Annotated in this window: 15 protein-coding genes; 5 read left to right on the top strand and 10 right to left on the bottom strand. The window is 71.1% G+C overall.

The window, feature by feature from the left end:
- Position 1: 1 nt before the first annotated feature.
- On the bottom strand, positions 2-886 hold the full coding sequence (locus M2163_RS18245; RefSeq protein WP_280851733.1) for an SGNH/GDSL hydrolase family protein: 885 nt from the start codon (positions 884-886) through the stop codon (positions 2-4).
- A 250-nt stretch (positions 887-1,136) separates the two neighbouring features.
- Between M2163_RS18245 and M2163_RS18240 the strand changes: the two genes are divergently transcribed.
- Entirely contained in the window at positions 1,137-1,631 is a 495-nt protein-coding gene (locus M2163_RS18240) for a DUF3145 domain-containing protein (RefSeq protein ID WP_057615313.1), read from the top strand.
- 57 nt (positions 1,632-1,688) lie between these two features.
- On the opposite strand, the gene fabF is transcribed toward M2163_RS18240, so the two are convergent.
- The 5 genes from fabF to M2163_RS18215 form a co-directional block, all read right to left on the bottom strand.
- Positions 1,689-2,969 carry a beta-ketoacyl-ACP synthase II gene (gene fabF / locus M2163_RS18235; protein ID WP_280851734.1) on the bottom strand — a complete coding sequence of 427 codons (1,281 nt, stop codon included), beginning with the start codon at positions 2,967-2,969 and terminating at the stop codon, positions 1,689-1,691.
- 101 nt (positions 2,970-3,070) lie between these two features.
- Positions 3,071-3,319, bottom strand: coding sequence for an acyl carrier protein (locus M2163_RS18230; protein ID WP_007381745.1), 249 nt, complete (start codon positions 3,317-3,319; stop codon positions 3,071-3,073).
- A 78-nt stretch (positions 3,320-3,397) separates the two neighbouring features.
- On the bottom strand, positions 3,398-4,396 hold the full coding sequence (locus M2163_RS18225) for a ketoacyl-ACP synthase III (protein ID WP_280851735.1): 999 nt from the start codon (positions 4,394-4,396) through the stop codon (positions 3,398-3,400).
- Positions 4,397-4,412: 16 nt separating this feature from the next.
- Positions 4,413-5,336, bottom strand: a complete 924-nt coding sequence (locus M2163_RS18220; protein WP_280894481.1) for an ACP S-malonyltransferase — start codon at positions 5,334-5,336, stop codon at positions 4,413-4,415.
- Positions 5,337-5,425: 89 nt separating this feature from the next.
- Positions 5,426-6,631, bottom strand: a complete 1,206-nt coding sequence (locus M2163_RS18215; RefSeq protein WP_280851737.1) for a helix-turn-helix domain-containing protein — start codon at positions 6,629-6,631, stop codon at positions 5,426-5,428.
- 93 nt (positions 6,632-6,724) lie between these two features.
- On the opposite strand from M2163_RS18215, the gene M2163_RS18210 reads away from it, so the two are divergent.
- Complete coding sequence (locus M2163_RS18210; RefSeq protein WP_280851738.1) at positions 6,725-7,378, top strand: pirin family protein; 654 nt, start codon at positions 6,725-6,727, stop codon at positions 7,376-7,378.
- Here M2163_RS18210 and M2163_RS18205 read toward each other — a convergent pair.
- Positions 7,375-8,190 (bottom strand): serine hydrolase domain-containing protein, encoded by an 816-nt coding sequence (locus M2163_RS18205; RefSeq protein WP_280851739.1) that lies wholly within the window; start codon positions 8,188-8,190, stop codon positions 7,375-7,377. The two genes, M2163_RS18210 and M2163_RS18205, sit on opposite strands and share 4 nt — an antisense overlap.
- A 133-nt stretch (positions 8,191-8,323) precedes the next feature.
- Between M2163_RS18205 and M2163_RS18200 the strand changes: the two genes are divergently transcribed.
- Complete coding sequence (locus M2163_RS18200; protein ID WP_280894480.1) at positions 8,324-8,788, top strand: MerR family transcriptional regulator; 465 nt, start codon at positions 8,324-8,326, stop codon at positions 8,786-8,788.
- A complete protein-coding gene (locus M2163_RS18195) occupies positions 8,785-9,801 on the top strand; it encodes an aldo/keto reductase (RefSeq protein ID WP_280851741.1) in 1,017 nt (338 codons plus the stop codon). The genes M2163_RS18200 and M2163_RS18195 overlap by 4 nt, the downstream gene beginning before the upstream one ends.
- A 1-nt stretch (position 9,802) precedes the next feature.
- Here M2163_RS18195 and M2163_RS18190 read toward each other — a convergent pair whose 3' ends face one another.
- From M2163_RS18190 to M2163_RS18180, 3 genes are read right to left on the bottom strand one after another with little or no spacing between them, the layout of a single operon-like run.
- Entirely contained in the window at positions 9,803-10,660 is an 858-nt protein-coding gene (locus tag M2163_RS18190) for a DUF4429 domain-containing protein (RefSeq protein WP_280897276.1), read from the bottom strand.
- 58 nt (positions 10,661-10,718) lie between these two features.
- Complete coding sequence (locus M2163_RS18185) at positions 10,719-11,936, bottom strand: alpha/beta hydrolase (protein WP_280894479.1); 1,218 nt, start codon at positions 11,934-11,936, stop codon at positions 10,719-10,721.
- Positions 11,937-11,990: 54 nt separating this feature from the next.
- On the bottom strand, positions 11,991-12,626 hold the full coding sequence (locus tag M2163_RS18180; RefSeq protein ID WP_280851743.1) for a TetR family transcriptional regulator: 636 nt from the start codon (positions 12,624-12,626) through the stop codon (positions 11,991-11,993).
- Between the two features lie 66 nt (positions 12,627-12,692).
- Here M2163_RS18180 and M2163_RS18175 point away from each other — a divergent pair, with 66 nt between their 5' ends.
- On the top strand, positions 12,693-14,312 hold the full coding sequence (locus M2163_RS18175) for an MFS transporter (protein ID WP_280851744.1): 1,620 nt from the start codon (positions 12,693-12,695) through the stop codon (positions 14,310-14,312).
- Positions 14,313-14,517 lie beyond the last annotated feature (205 nt).

The following is a 14,517-nucleotide window of genomic DNA, read 5'->3' as shown; positions in this document are numbered from 1 at the left end:
TTTAGGTCACCGACCTGACCTTGCGGTATGCGATCTCCGCCAGCCGTGCCTGTCCGTTCACACTCGGATGGAACCAGTCCCAGTGGCTGAGCTGGTCGGTGCCGAACCGGTAGTCGTACACCGCGCCCCCGTCGTACCGGCACCGTTCGTCCTTCGCGCACACCTCCTTCAGCACGGAGTTGTAGGCCTCCACCCGCTCCTGCACGGTGTCCCGCCGCTCGGTCGCCGCCGCGTCCAGGGCGTCCGCGTCGGCGAGCATCGACGGGCACACGCCCAGCTTCCACACCTGCTTGCCCAGCGGGTTGGTGCGGCCCTGGGACCACAGCCGCTTGAGGTTCGGCACGCTCGCCACGTACACCTGCGCCTTGGGCGCCCGCTTGCGCAGCACACCGAGGGCGTCCTCGAAGCCGGCCCGGAAGTCGGACACCGACGTCATCGCCGCCGTGGAGTCCCGGCAGGCGTCGTTGGCGCCGACCATCACGGTGACCAGCGCCGGTGTGCGCGCGGCCGCCTGTGCCATCTGCGTGGACAGGTCGGCCATCCGCGACCCGGACACCGCGTAGTTCCAGCTGTGCTGCGCCGCCTTCGCCCGCCCCAGCAGCCGGACGGCGAGCGAGTCGACCTGGGTGCTGCCGCCGGTGGCCCAGGACACGTCGGGGCAGTCCTTGAGGATCCCGCAGGCGTCGAAACCGCGGGTGATGGAGTCGCCGACCGCGGCGATCGACCCCGGTTTGCTGTTCCACGCCGGCGTGGCCCTGGGCGAGGGCTTGGGCTTCTGGGTCGGCGCCGCCGAGTCGCCCCCCACGGCGTCACAGCCGGCTGCGCCCACCAGAGCCGCCGTCAGGACGGCGACGACGGCCCGCGAGCGGTGGCCCTGCTTCCGCATCCGTGGTGTTCCCCTCGTGAAATGGTGGTCCTCTCATAACAACGCACGGGAGTTCCCGAGGCGCCCGAGGGAACGATCGGCACCCGTACTAGCGTCCTGCCGGGTGAATGGCGGGCGTTTCGGGGCACCGGGACCGACGGTACGTCACACTCCTTGCGCCGCCGCACGGTAGCCTCGCCATCAACGCGGCTGCCTGCCATCGCCGCCGTGCCAGCCAGCAAGACTTGTCCCGCTCTGCCCGGAGGTCCCGGTGACGACACGTGGAGTTCTGTACGTGCACTCCGCGCCGCGCGCGCTGTGCCCGCACGTCGAGTGGGCCGTCGCCGGGGTGCTCGGCACGCGCGTCAACCTCGACTGGATCCGGCAGCCGGCCGCGCCGGGCACCTGGCGCTCGGAGTTCTCCTGGAAGGGCGAGGCGGGCACGGCGTCCAAGCTCGCCTCCGCCCTCAGAGGCTGGCATCTGCTGCGCTTCGAGGTCACGGCCGAGCCCTGCGCCACCGCCGAGGGCGAGCGTTACAGCTGCACGCCCGAGCTCGGCATCTTCCACGCCGTCACCGGCATCCACGGCGACATCCTGATCCCGGAGGACCGGCTGCGCGCGGCGCTGACGCGTTCGCAGCGGGGGGAGACGGACCTGGAGGCCGAGCTGGCGAAGCTCCTCGGCAAGCCCTGGGACGACGAGTTGGAGCCCTTCCGGTACGCCGGCGAGGGCGCCCCGGTGCGCTGGCTGCACCAGGTGGTGTAGGTCTTCCGTACGCGTGAAGGGCCCCCACCGCTCGGTGGGGGCCCTTCACACACGTTCTCAGACGGTACGGAACGCCAGGACGACGTTGTGCCCGCCGAACCCGAACGAGTCGTTCAGCGCGGCGATACGGCCCTCCACGGGCAGCTTGCGCGCCTCACCGCGGACGACGTCGGCGTTGGCCTCCGCCTCCGGGTCGAGGTTCTCGACGTTGATGGTCGGCGGAGCCACCCGGTGGTAGAGGGCGAGGACGGTCGCGACCGTCTCCACGCCGCCCGCGCCGCCCAGCAGGTGACCGGTCATCGACTTGGTGGCGGACACGGCGATGTGGTCGGCCTCGTCGCCGAAGACCTTGCGCAGCGCCTTGAGCTCGGCGATGTCACCGGCCGGCGTCGACGTGGCGTGCGCGTTGACGTGCACGACCTCCGCCGGGTCCAGGCCAGTGCTGTCCAGCAGGTTCTGCAGCGCGTGCGAGATGCCGCGGCCCTCGGGCTCCGGCTGCACGATGTCGTGGGCGTCGGCGGAGATGCCCTGCCCGACCGCCTCGGCGTACACCCGCGCCCCGCGCTTGGCGGCGTGCTCGGCGGACTCCAGGACGACGACACCGGCACCCTCACCGAGGACGAAGCCGTCCCGGGCTACGTCGTAGGGGCGCGAGGCGCCCTCGGGGTTCTCGTTGTTCTTGGACATCGCCATCATGTTGCCGAACGCGGCGATGGGCAGCGGGTGGATCGCCGCCTCCGTACCACCGGCGACGACGATGTCGGCGCGGCCGGTACGGATCATCTCGATGGCGTAGCCGATGGCCTCGGCGCCCGAGGCGCAGGCGGAGACCGGGGTGTGCACACCCGCGCGGGCGCCGACGAGCAGACCCACGTTGGCGGACGGGCTGTTGGGCATCAGCATCGGCACGGTGTGCGGGGAGACGCGGCGGACGCCCTTCTCCTTGAGCACGTCGTACTGGTCGAGCAGGGTCGTCACGCCACCGATGCCGGAGGCGATGACGGCGCCGAGACGGTCCGGGTCGACCTCGCCGACCGAGCCGTCCTCACCGGCCTTGCCCTCGAAACCGGCGTCGGCCCACGCCTCCTTGGCCGCGATCAGCGCGAACTGCGCGGAGCGGTCCAGCCGGCGGGCCTGCGGCCGCGGGATGACCTCGGTCGGCTCCACCGCGATCTGCGCGGCGATACGGACCGCCTGCTCGGCGGCCCACTCCTGCTCAAGGGGCTTGACGCCGGACTTGCCGGCGACCAGACCCTCCCAGGTAGAGGCTGCGTCGCCACCCAGCGGTGTGGTTGCGCCGATACCGGTGACGACCACGGTGCGATTGGTCGGGCTCACGGGAAATCTTTCTCCAACGTTACGAGGATTAAGCGGCGCCACCGCCGGGTGGCGGGGCCGGCACGTCCGGCCTGGAGGGCTCCGCGAGGAGCCCGGGAGACTCAGGCCTGGTGCTTGAGGATGTAGTCGGTCGCGTCGCCGACCGTCTTGAGGTTCTTGACGTCGTCGTCGGGGATCTTGACGTCGAAGCGCTCTTCGGCGGCGACGACGACCTCGACCATGGACAGCGAGTCGACGTCCAGGTCGTCGGTGAAGGACTTGTCCAGCTGGACGTCCTCAACCGGGATGCCGGCGATCTCGTTCACGATGTCGGCGAGACCGGCGACGATCTCTTCCTGAGTGGCGGCCATGGTGGCGCTCCTTCGTTTTCTTATCCAGAGGGTTGGCAGTGCTTCCCGTCCCGGACCGGTTGATCCGGCACGGAGTGCCTAGGGGAGGGTAACGACAGTGGCGGCGTAGACGAGACCCGCCCCGAATCCGATGACGAGCGCGGTGTCGCCGCTCTTCGCCTCGCCGGTCGCCAGGAGCCGCTCCATCGCGAGCGGGATCGAGGCGGCCGAGGTGTTGCCGGTGGTGCGCACGTCCCGCGCGACCGTGACGTGCTCCGGCAGCTTCAGCGTCTTCACCATCGAGTCGATGATCCGCTCGTTGGCCTGGTGGGGAATGAAGACGTCCAGGTCGCTCGGGGTGATCCCGGCCGCGTCCAGCGCCTGCTGGGCGACCTTCGCCATCTCGAACACGGCCCAGCGGAACACCGCCTGGCCCTCCTGCGTGATCGCGGGGAACTTGTCCGTGGAGCTGTCGTACTCGTTCCACGCCACGGTCTGCTTGATCGTCTCGGACTTGTCGCCCTCGGAGCCCCAGACCGTGGGGCCGATGGCCGGCTCCTGGGAGGGGCCCACGACGACCGCGCCGGCCCCGTCGCCGAACAGGAAGGCCGTGGCACGGTCCTCCAGGTCGGTCAGGTCGGACAGCCGCTCCACGCCGATGACGAGTACGTACTCCGCGGAGCCCTCGACGATCATGCCCTTGGCGAGGGTCAGGCCGTAGCCGAAGCCCGCGCAGCCCGCCGAGATGTCGAACGCGGCGGCCTTGTCCGTGCCCAGCTTGTCGGCGATCTCGGTCGCCACGGCCGGGGTCTGCTTGAAGTGCGAGACGGTCGAGACGATCACACCGCCGATCTGCTCGGCGGAGATCCCGGCGTCGGCGATGGCCTTGCCGGACGCCTCGATCGACATGGCGGCGACGGTCTCCTCGTCGTTCGCCCAGTGCCGGGTCTGGATGCCGGAGCGCGAGCGGATCCACTCGTCGGACGAGTCGATCGTCTCGAGGATCACCTCGTTCGGCACGACCCGGGTCGGGCGGTAGCCGCCGACACCGAGGATGCGCGCATACGGGGCGCCCTTGCTGGGCTTGATCTTCGACATGCTCTCGTGCTCCTTCTCAGGCACTGTGCTCGGCGATGAGCTCGCGAGCAGCGTCGAGGTCGTCCGGGGTCTTGAGCGCGAGCGTCTTCACACCGGGCAGCGCGCGCTTGGCGAGGCCGACCAGCGTGCCGCCGGGGGAGACCTCGATGAACGCGGTGGCGCCGAGCTCCTTGAAGGTCTCCATGCACAGGTCCCAGCGGACCGGGTTGGCGACCTGGCCGACCAGCCGCTCCAGCACCTCGGCGCCGGTGGCGACGGCCTGCCCGTCCTTGTTCGAGACGTAGGTGACCTTCGGGTCGGCCGGCGTCAGATCGGCGGCGGCCTTGGCCAGCGCGTCGACCGCGGGGGCCATGTGGTGCGTGTGGAAGGCGCCGGCGACCTTCAGCGGGACGACCTTGCGGACGCCCTCGGGCTTGTCGTCGTTCAGCACGGCGAGCTGCTCCAGCGTGCCCGCGGCGACGATCTGCCCGGCGCCGTTGACGTTCGCCGGCGTCAGGCCCAGCTTCTCCAGGTGCGGGACGGTGACCTCGGGGTCCCCGCCGAGCAGCGCCGACATGCCGGTCTCGGTGATCGCGGCGGCGTCGGCCATGGCCAGACCCCGCTTGCGGACGAGGGTGAGGGCGGCGGAGTCGTCCAGCACGCCCGCGAAGGCCGCGGCGGTGATCTCACCGACGCTGTGCCCGGCGACGGCGCCCGGGACGATCGTGGCCATGTCACCGAGTGCCGCGGCGGACAGGATCCCGGCCGCGACCAGCAGCGGCTGGGCCACGGAGGTGTCGCGGATGGCGTCCGCGTCGGCCTGCGTGCCGTAGTGGACGAGGTCCAGGCCGATGGCGTCGGACCACGCGGCGACGCGGTCCGCGGCACCGGGGAGTTCGAGCCAGGGAGTCAGGAAGCCGGGCGTCTGGGCGCCCTGGCCGGGAGCGACGAGTACGAGCACTCTCACACTCTCTCTTGAGGGCGGCCCAAGCCGCCCGTGGGGACAGGGACGAAGAACAGGAGGGGGTTTTGTGGGCCCCCGACAAAAGCCTAGGGCTGGAGATCTCCGTCGGCCAGACGCCCCAGGATGAGCGCGATCCGCAAGGTGAACGCCGACCGCACATCGGAGGGTGACCAGCCGGTGACGTCAGTCACACGTCGGAGCCGGTAGCGCACGGTGTTCGGATGCACGAAGAGCATCCGGGCCGCGCCCTCCAGACTGGACGCCTGTTCGAGGTAGACGGAGAGCGTCTCCAGGAGCGCGGAACCGGCCTCCTCCAGCGGTCTGTAGATCTCCTCCACCAACTGCTCGCGCGCACTGGGATCACCGGCCATCGCGCGTTCCGGAAGCAGGTCGTCCGCCAGGACCGGGCGCGGGGCGTCCTGCCAGGCGGAACACGCCTTGAGCCCGGCGGCGGCCGCCTGCGCGGACCGGGTCGCGGCCAGCAGATCGGGGACCACGGGCCCGGCGACCACCGGTCCGGCCGCGTAGGGCCCGATCAGCGACTTGGCCACGGCGAGCGGGTTGTCGCTGCCGCCCGCGATCACGACGAGCCGGGCCCCGAGCACCCCGGTCAGCACCTGGAGCTTGGCGTGCCGGGCGGCCCGCCGGATGGCCTCGACCGTCAGCTCCGAGTCACCGTCGGGGGCGGTGCCGAGAACCACGCACACGTGCTCGGGGGCGTTCCAGCCCAGCGCGGCGGCCCGGCTCACGGCCCCCTCGTCGGCCTCACCGCTGAGCACGGCGTTCACGACGAGCGACTCCAGGCGGGCGTCCCAGGCACCGCGTGCCTCGGCGGCCTGGGCGTAGACCTGCGCGGTGGCGAAGGCGATCTCGCGGGCGTACACGAGCAGGGCCTCGCGCAGCACGGACTCGTCGCCGGGGGCGGCGACCTCGTCGATCGCGCTCTCCATGACCTCGATGGTGGTGCGCACCATCTCCACGGTCTGGCGCAGGGTGATGGCCCGGGTCAGCTCACGGGGTGCGGTGCCGAACACATCGGTGGAGATGGCCTGCGGGGCGTCCGGATGCCGGAACCACTCGGTGAAGGCCGCGATGCCGGCCTGGGCGACCAGCCCGATCCAGGAACGGTTCTCCGGGGGCATGGCCCGGTACCACGGCAGCGTCTCGTCCATGCGCGCGATGGCCTGCTGCGCGAGAGACCCGGACGACTTCTCCAGCCGCTTCAGGGTCGCGGCATGAGCGTGGTTGCCGGGCGCGGCGGGGTCGGACTTGCGGTGTTCGGGTTCGGGCACGGGGACAAGACTGCCTTATCCGGACGTCAGTGCGCGCCGCCGGGTACCGGCTGAGGCCCCACCCGCGGCCCGGCCTGGCACTACCGTGGTCCCGTGACGGACGTACGGCGCGCCGCGGAGCGCTACCCAGGCGGGGACCCCGGGACCGGGATCGAGTCGTGGCACGCCTTCTCGTTCGGGCCGCACTACGACCCCGACAACCTCCGGTTCGGCGCGCTGATCGCCTGCAACGAGGAGCGGCTGGTGCCCGGGGCCGGTTTCGACGAGCACCCGCACAGCCACACCGAGATCGTGACGTGGGTGGTGGAGGGCGAGCTGACGCACCGTGACTCCACCGGGCACGAGACGGTCGTACGGGCCGGTGACGTCCAGCGGCTGAGCGCCGCCGCGGGCGTACGGCACGTCGAGCGCAACGACGGCGAGACCCCGCTGACCTTCGTGCAGACCTGGCTGGCCCCCCTGGCGCCCGGCGGCGAGCCGTCGTACGAGATCGTCCGCGGGATCGCCGACTCGACGCCGTACGCGATCCCGGAGGCGGGCGCGCTGCTCCATGTGCGGCGACTGGCCGTGGGGGAGCGCACGGCGGTGCCGGACGGGCGCTTCGTCTACGTCCATGTCGTGCGCGGTGACGTGCGGCTGGACGGCGAGGAGCTGGGCCCAGGGGATGCGGCCCGGGTCACCGGCGCGAAGGAACTGGACGCGGTGGCGGTGACCCCGGCCGAGCTTCTGCTGTGGGAGATGTCCTAGAGACCGGCGAGCACGGCGTCGGTGAAGGCGGGCCAGGCCTCGACGGCCCACGGCCCGAAGGCGCGGTCGGTCAGGGCCACGCAGGCCGCCCGCGCGTCCGGGTCGATCCACAGGAACGTGCCCGACTGGCCGAAGTGCCCGAAGGTGCGCGGTGAGGACGAGGAGCCGGTCCAGTGCGGGGACTTGGAGTCGCGGATCTCGAAGCCGAGGCCCCAGTCGTTGGGGTTCTGGTGGCCGTAGCCGGGGAGCACGCCCTTGGTGCCGGGGTACTGGACGGTCATCGCCTCCGCGACCGTACGCGGGTCCAGCAGCCGCGGTGCCTGCACCTCGGCCGCGAACCGCAGCAGGTCCTCGACGGTGGACACACCGTCCTTGGCGGGCGAGCCCTCCAGGCCGGTCGACGTCATGCCCAGCGGTTCCAGGACCGCCTGCCGCAGGTACTCGGCGAACGGGATGTCCGTGGCCTTGGCGACATGGTCGCCGAGCTGCTCGAAGCCGGCGTTGGAGTACAGGCGCCGCTCCCCGGGCGGGGCGGTGACCCGGTGCTCGTCGAAGGCCAGCCCCGAGGTGTGCGCGAGCAGATGACGCACCGTCGAGCCGCTCGGCCCGGCCGGCTCGTCGAGCTCGACCGCCCCTTCCTCGTACGCGACGAGGACGGCGTACGCGGCGAGCGGCTTGGTGACCGAGGCCAGCGGAAAGCGGTGACCGGACGGACCGTGGGTGCCGAGGACGGTGCCGTCGGCCCGGACCACCCCCGCCGCAGCGGTGGGAACCGGCCAGTTCTCGATCAATGCGAGGCTCTGCAAGGACATGCCGTCGAGCCTAAGCGGCTCGCAGCTCCAGAATCATCGTGGGGTCCGGTACCCGTCCACAGGACGGCGTCCTGCCGATTTCTTACCGGTTCCGCTTGCTTGGAGTGCACTCCAAGGTCATAGCGTTGGGAGCATGACGGTGATGGAGACCACGGGTACCAGGACCGACAGCTGCGCGGCCCCGCCGCACCCCCACCGGCGTCCGGTGGGGCAGGACAGCTACACGATCAGCGAGGTCGTCGCCTTCACCGGGCTGACCGCGCACACCCTGCGCTGGTACGAGCGCATCGGCCTGATGCCGCACATCGACCGCTCGCACACCGGCCAGCGCCGCTACAGCAACCGCGACCTCGACTGGCTCGACCTCGTCGGCAAGCTCCGGCTCACCGGCATGCCGGTCGCCGACATGGTGCGGTACGCGGAACTGGTGCGCGAGGGCGACCACACGTTCACCGAACGGTTCGAGCTCCTGGAGACGACCCGCCGGGACGTCCTGTCCCGGATCGCGGAACTCAAGGACACGCTCGCCGTTCTCGACCGGAAGATCAGCTTCTACGCCGAAGCCGGTCGCGCCTACGAATCGGAGAAAGCCGGATGACGGACCGCACGATCCCCACCGCACGACTCGGCGACACCGGCCCCGCGGTCGGCGTCCAGGGGCTCGGCTGCATGGGCATGAGCTTCGCGTACGGCCCCACGGACGCGAAGGAGTCCCGGGCCACCCTGGAGCGGGCCCTCGAACTCGGCATCACGCTCTACGACACGGCGGACGCCTACGGCAACGGGGAGAACGAGACGTTCCTGTCCCCGTTCTTCAAGGCCCACCGCGACGAGGTGGTGATAGCCACCAAGTTCGCCCTGTCGATACCCCCGGACGACCCGACCCGGCGGATCATCCGCAACGACCCGCCCTACATCCGCAAGGCGGTCGAGGCGAGCCTGAAGCGCCTGGACGTCGACGCGATCGACCTCTACTACATGCACCGGCGCGATGTGAACGTGCCGATCGAGGACTCCGTCGGCACCATGGCCGAGCTGGTGCGCGAGGGCAAGGTCAAGCACCTGGGCCTCAGCGAGGTCACCGCGGCGGAGCTGCGCGCGGCGCAGGCCGTCCACCCCATCGCGGCCGTGCAGTCGGAGTGGTCCCTGTTCAGCCGGGACATCGAGGCCCAGGTGGTCCCGGCCGCCCGTGACCTGGGCGTGGCGCTCGTCCCTTACTCGCCGCTCGGGCGCGGTTTCCTCACCGGCTCCTTCACCAACGCCGACAAGGACCTCACCGCCGACGACTTCCGCCGCCAGCAGCCCCGCTTCACGGGCGACAACGCGGCGGCGAACGCGGCCCTCCTGGAGCCGGTCCGCACGGTCGCCGAGGCGCACGGCGTCTCCCTCGGCCAGGTCGCCCTGGCCTGGGTCCAGCAGCAGACGGCGGTCCACGACCTCCCGGTCGTCCCGATCCCGGGCACCCGCAAGCCGGCCCGTGTGGAGGAGAACGCGGCCGCGACGCGGATCGAGCTCACGAAGGAGGAGCTGGAGCTGCTGGAGCCGATCGCGGGCCAGGTGGCAGGCGACCGTTACGCGGACATGCGGTTCTCGTCGGCGGGCCGGGAGTAGGTCACAGCTCCGCCAGCAGTTCCGCCTTCTTCACGGAGAACTCCTCGTCGGTGACCAGCCCGGCCTGGTGCAGTTCTCCGAGATGGCGGATGCGCTCGGCGATGTCCGCGGGGTCCCGGCGTGGCGCGGCCACGGCCGGGACCGCTGCCGCGGGCCCCCGCTGCCGTACGGCGGAGAGCACCGCCGCCGCGAACGGCAGGGACTCGTGGACGGGCCCGTACCCCAGGCCGAACACCACGGCTGCGGGGTCCTGGTCCGCCTGCACCGGCCCCGGCTCCCCGCGGAGCAGTCGCAGATGGCCCTCGAAGACCTCCGGCGACCGCCACTCGACACCCGTCAGCTCGGACACCGCGAAACTCTGGTCGCCGGCCTTCCACTTCGCCGAGGACGCCCCCGTCCAGAACCAGCGGAAGTGCACGGTACGGCCGTCGAAGGACGCCTTCCCGTCGTACGCCTTGAACTGCAACGGCACCTCGGGCGCCGGCACCAGGAAACGTTCCGCCGGTTCGGCGTCCTCCTTCAGCAGCGCGCGCAGCTCGTCCGCGTAGTACTCGGCGAGCGTCTCCTTGTCGGCCGGCAGCACCAGCCGGTACGGGTCGCACCCTTCCTTGAGCTGTCCCGCCGCCGCCTCCATGAGCGGATCCGCCCCGGACCGCGGCTCGGCGTGCAGCACCACCGTGCCCCGCTTGCCGGGAGTCAGCGTCACCCCGGAGATCGCCTCCAGGGGGATCCGTCGTTCCCCCAGTGCCTGGAAGAGCTTCGGTGTGCGAATCCCCCGTTCGTAGCGGATGAGCACGGAGTCGGACTCGAACTCCCAGGCGGCATGAAATCCGGCCAGTACGTCACCCATGCGGGTCATCGTATGCGGCACGAGCTCCTTCGTCCCCTCCTCGCGCAGACCGCGATTCCTGCGGTCTCTACGCGCGTCCGGCCGTGGCCGTGCCGGGCAAACCGGCGCGGCAGGCTTCGTCCTCGTGGGCGCACTGCACCGAGCGGTATGCGCCAATGCCGATCTCGGCGAAGTTGAGCAGGCTCTCCGTTCCGGGCTCGAAGTAACCGGCGTGACCGTCCGCGCCCCGCGCGGACAGCACCCGCGCGCCGAACGCGGAGGACACCGGATCGGCACCGTGGCCGAGACCGCCGACCTCCAGGTACGGCACGTCCTGGATCCAGTCGTCGGCGTCCCGCATCGCCCACACATGGGCGGAGGTGCGCAGATGGGAGGCGTCGGCGACCCGCATCCCGGGGCTGCCGGCCACCGCGATGTCGGACACCCGCCCGGGCAGCGCGGGCGCGGCGACCCCGCACACCACGGAGCCGTAGCTGTGGCAGAACAGGGAGACCGGCGAGGTGCCGGGCAGCGCGCGCACCAGTTCGTTCAGCCGGACGGCGCCGGTCTCGGCGCGCATCGCGGTGGCCGAGTCGATGCCGAGTCCGGCGGGCGCGGTGTAGTCGGCCCAGGCGATCACCGCCGTACGCGTGGCCGGGCTCGCCTCCCGCTCGGCTCGGTAAAGGGCCTTGGCCATGCCGACCGGCGCGGACCAGCTGCGCTTGGTGCGCTGGAAGGTGAGCACGTCGGTGTCGACACCGGGCACGACGACGGAGACCCGCTCCGCTCGGCCGAGGTCGCCGAAGACCTCGGCGACCCGCCCCGAGCCGTCGGGGTCGAAGGCGAGGATGTGGCGCTCCGGGGCGGTCAGCGCCTCGAAGCGGTGCATACGGCGGCCCGCCTCCTGCTGACCGGCCGGTGTGAGCCGGGCGTCGTGCATGCGGGCGCGCTCGACGGCACGGGCCTGCAGGAGCGCGAGGCGGTTGGCCTGGTAGCGCAGTGTGACGGGGGCGCCGTTCATGTTGCCGACCGCGAGCGGGTAGCGCTGGGCGAGGCGGACGCGCTCCTGGGAGGTGAGGGCGGCGAAGAAGCGCGTGAGCTGAGCGGGGGCGGTGTCCGGGTCCGGCAGCCGGTGTCCGTGGAGGCGGCCGTGCGCCCAGGACTCGAGCGAGGCCTGGAGCGGGGTGGCCTCCCGCTGGTTGCGCAGCGCGGTCCAGCCGGTGGTCGCCAGCATCACGAACACCACGGCCAGCGCGAGCAGTGCGCGCCAGACGTTGAGTTGCGGGGAGGTGTCGAAGGAAGTCACTGAAAGGACACACTAGGAGAACGGGACGGTCTCGGGTTAATCGAGTGACCGGTATCACGTTTTGGTGTAAGGGAGCCACTTGCCCGCGAGGGCCGGGCCCAGCAGTTCGAGGTGGGAGACCGTCAGCTCGCGCATGGCCTCCAGGCTGAAGTCCCCGTCCGTCATCCACTGCCGTTCCGTCACCCGCATCACCCCGCTGAAGGCGGCCACCGTCAGCCGCGGTCGCGGGTCGGTCCGCGCGTCGAGGCCCTCGCGTTCGGCGAGCACGCGCGCGAGGACCTCCTCGACCTCGGCGGACCGCCGCAGATGGGCGGCGAGCAGGACGGGGGTCGACTCGATCACCCGGTACAGGGCGAGGAACCGCTCCACCGGTACGACCGAGTCGACGACCTCGTGCAGTCTGTCCCAGCCCTCCAGCACGGCCTGGCGCAGCGCCTCCAGCGGGGCTTCGTGCGCCGGACGTGCGCGTACGGCGTCGACGAAGTGCGCCACCGTCATCTCGTCGAGCGCGAGGGCGGCGTCCTCCTTGCCGGCGAAGTAGCGGAAGAAGGTGCGCTGCGAGACCCCGACGGCGTCGGCGATGTCGTCGACGGTCGTCTGCTCGTAGCCGCGGGTGGTGAACAGTTCGATCGCGACCCGCAGCAGTGCCTCGCGGGTGCGCTGCTTCTTGCGTTCGCGCAGTGTTTCCATTGGTGTCAGTTACCGACTTGTGAATTGGTTTGTCAATTGTCAGTGGCTGTCACTAGCCTCGAACACATGACTAGTCAGACCACCATCGACACGACGGGGCCGGGGGACAAGGCGTCACAGTCCCCGTCGGATCAGCCGCCCGCCTCCGGGCTGCGCGGCCACCCTTGGCTCACCCTGCTGACCGTGGCCGTCGGCGTCATGATGGTGGCCCTCGACGGCACCATCGTGGCCATCGCCAACCCGGCCATCCAGGCCGACCTCAAGGCGAGCTTCGCGGACGTCCAGTGGATCACCAACGGCTACTTCCTCGCGCTGGCGGTCGCCCTGATCACCGCGGGCAAGCTCGGTGACCGCTTCGGGCACCGTCAGACCTTCCTGATCGGTGTCGTCGGCTTCGCCGCCGCCTCGGGCGCCATCGGTCTGTCCAGCTCCATCGCCGCGGTCGTCACCTTCCGTGTCCTGCAGGGCCTGTTCGGCGCCCTGCTGATGCCGGCCGCGCTCGGTCTGCTGCGGGCCACCTTCCCGGCCGAGAAGCTCAACATGGCCATCGGCATCTGGGGCATGGTCATCGGCGCCTCCACCGCCGGCGGCCCGATCCTCGGCGGTGTCCTCGTCGAACACGTCAACTGGCAGTCGGTGTTCTTCATCAACGTCCCGGTCGGCGTCCTCGCCCTCGTCCTGGGCGTCCTGATCCTGCTCGACCACCGCGCCGAGAACGCCCCGCGCTCCTTCGACCTGCTGGGCATAGCCCTGCTCTCCGCCGCCATGTTCTGCCTGGTGTGGGCCCTCATCAAGGCCCCGACCTGGGGCTGGGGCGACGGCATGACCTGGACCTTCATCGCCGCCTCCGTGGTGGGTTTCGTGCTGTTCGCCTTCTGGGAGACGAAGGTCAAGGAGCCGCTGATCCCGCTCGGGCTGTTCCGGTCGGTCGCGCTGTCGGCGGGTGTGGTCCTCATGGTCCTCATGGCCATCGCGTTCATGGGCGGCCTGTTCTTCGTGACCTTCTACCTCCAGAACGTGCACGGCATGAGCCCGATCGACGCGGGCCTCCACCTGCTCCCGCTCACCGGCATGATGATCGTCGGCTCCCCGCTCGCGGGCGCGATGATCACCAAGCTCGGCCCGCGCATCCCGCTGGCCGGCGGTATGGCGTCGGTCGCGATCGCCATGTTCGGTATGTCCACGCTGGAGACGGACACCGGCAGCGCGGTCATGTCGCTGTGGTTCGCCCTGCTCGGCCTCGGCCTCGCGCCGGTGATGGTCGGCGCCACCGAGGTCATCGTGGGCAACGCGCCCATGGAGCTCTCCGGTGTGGCCGGCGGTCTCCAGCAGGCCGCGATGCAGATCGGCGGCAGTCTCGGTACGGCCGTCCTCGGTGCCGTGATGGCCTCCAAGGTGGACAGCGACCTCCCGGGCAACTGGAAGGACGCGGGTCTGCCGGCGCTGCCGCCGGCCCAGCTCGACCAGGCGGCGGAGGCGGTCCAGGTGGGTGTGGCCCCGGTCGCCAAGGGGACCCCGGCGGAGATCGCGGCGAAGATCACGGACGTCGCGCACGACACCTTCATCTCCGGGATGAGTCTCGCGTCGCTGGTCGCCGCGGGTGTCGCCGCGTTCGCCGTCCTGGTCGCCCTGCTCACCAAGCGGGGCGCGAACGCGGAGGCGGGGGCCGGCGTCGGCCACATCTGAGCCCTGACGAGACGTCAGCACACTTCGCCTATCAGGGTGAAGAGGCTAAAGATTTCTCGCCCTCGGTACGCGCCGCAGGTCACAGTAAGTCAAGCCCTCCGCACGGCAGGTTGGTGAGCCGCGGAGGGCGGACGGCGCTGCGGCGCGCTGCCGGAGGGGGGCGGCGCGCCGCAAGGCCGGAGGATTAACCCCGGGGACCGGGGTA

This window comes from Streptomyces sp. SAI-135 (genome assembly GCF_029893805.1).
Classification (GTDB): domain Bacteria; phylum Actinomycetota; class Actinomycetes; order Streptomycetales; family Streptomycetaceae; genus Streptomyces.
The sequence above is the reverse complement of the archived record's forward strand: the minus strand, read 5'-3'. Positions and strand labels throughout refer to the sequence as shown.

Bases quoted from the DNA above. Each gene is read 5' to 3' on its own strand.
- M2163_RS18190 (WP_280897276.1), bottom strand. From the start codon at position 10,660: ATGACCCGCATGGGTGACGTACTGGCCGGATTTCATGCCGCCTGGGAG.
- M2163_RS18245 (WP_280851733.1), bottom strand. From the start codon at position 886: ATGCGGAAGCAGGGCCACCGCTCGCGGGCCGTCGTCGCCGTCCTGACG.
- M2163_RS18175 (WP_280851744.1), top strand. From the start codon at position 12,693: ATGACTAGTCAGACCACCATCGACACGACGGGGCCGGGGGACAAGGCG.
- M2163_RS18200 (WP_280894480.1), top strand. From the start codon at position 8,324: ATGACGGTGATGGAGACCACGGGTACCAGGACCGACAGCTGCGCGGCC.
- M2163_RS18225 (WP_280851735.1), bottom strand. From the start codon at position 4,396: ATGTCGAAGATCAAGCCCAGCAAGGGCGCCCCGTATGCGCGCATCCTC.
- M2163_RS18205 (WP_280851739.1), bottom strand. From the start codon at position 8,190: ATGTCCTTGCAGAGCCTCGCATTGATCGAGAACTGGCCGGTTCCCACC.
- M2163_RS18195 (WP_280851741.1), top strand. From the start codon at position 8,785: ATGACGGACCGCACGATCCCCACCGCACGACTCGGCGACACCGGCCCC.
- M2163_RS18230 (WP_007381745.1), bottom strand. From the start codon at position 3,319: ATGGCCGCCACTCAGGAAGAGATCGTCGCCGGTCTCGCCGACATCGTG.
- M2163_RS18180 (WP_280851743.1), bottom strand. From the start codon at position 12,626: ATGGAAACACTGCGCGAACGCAAGAAGCAGCGCACCCGCGAGGCACTG.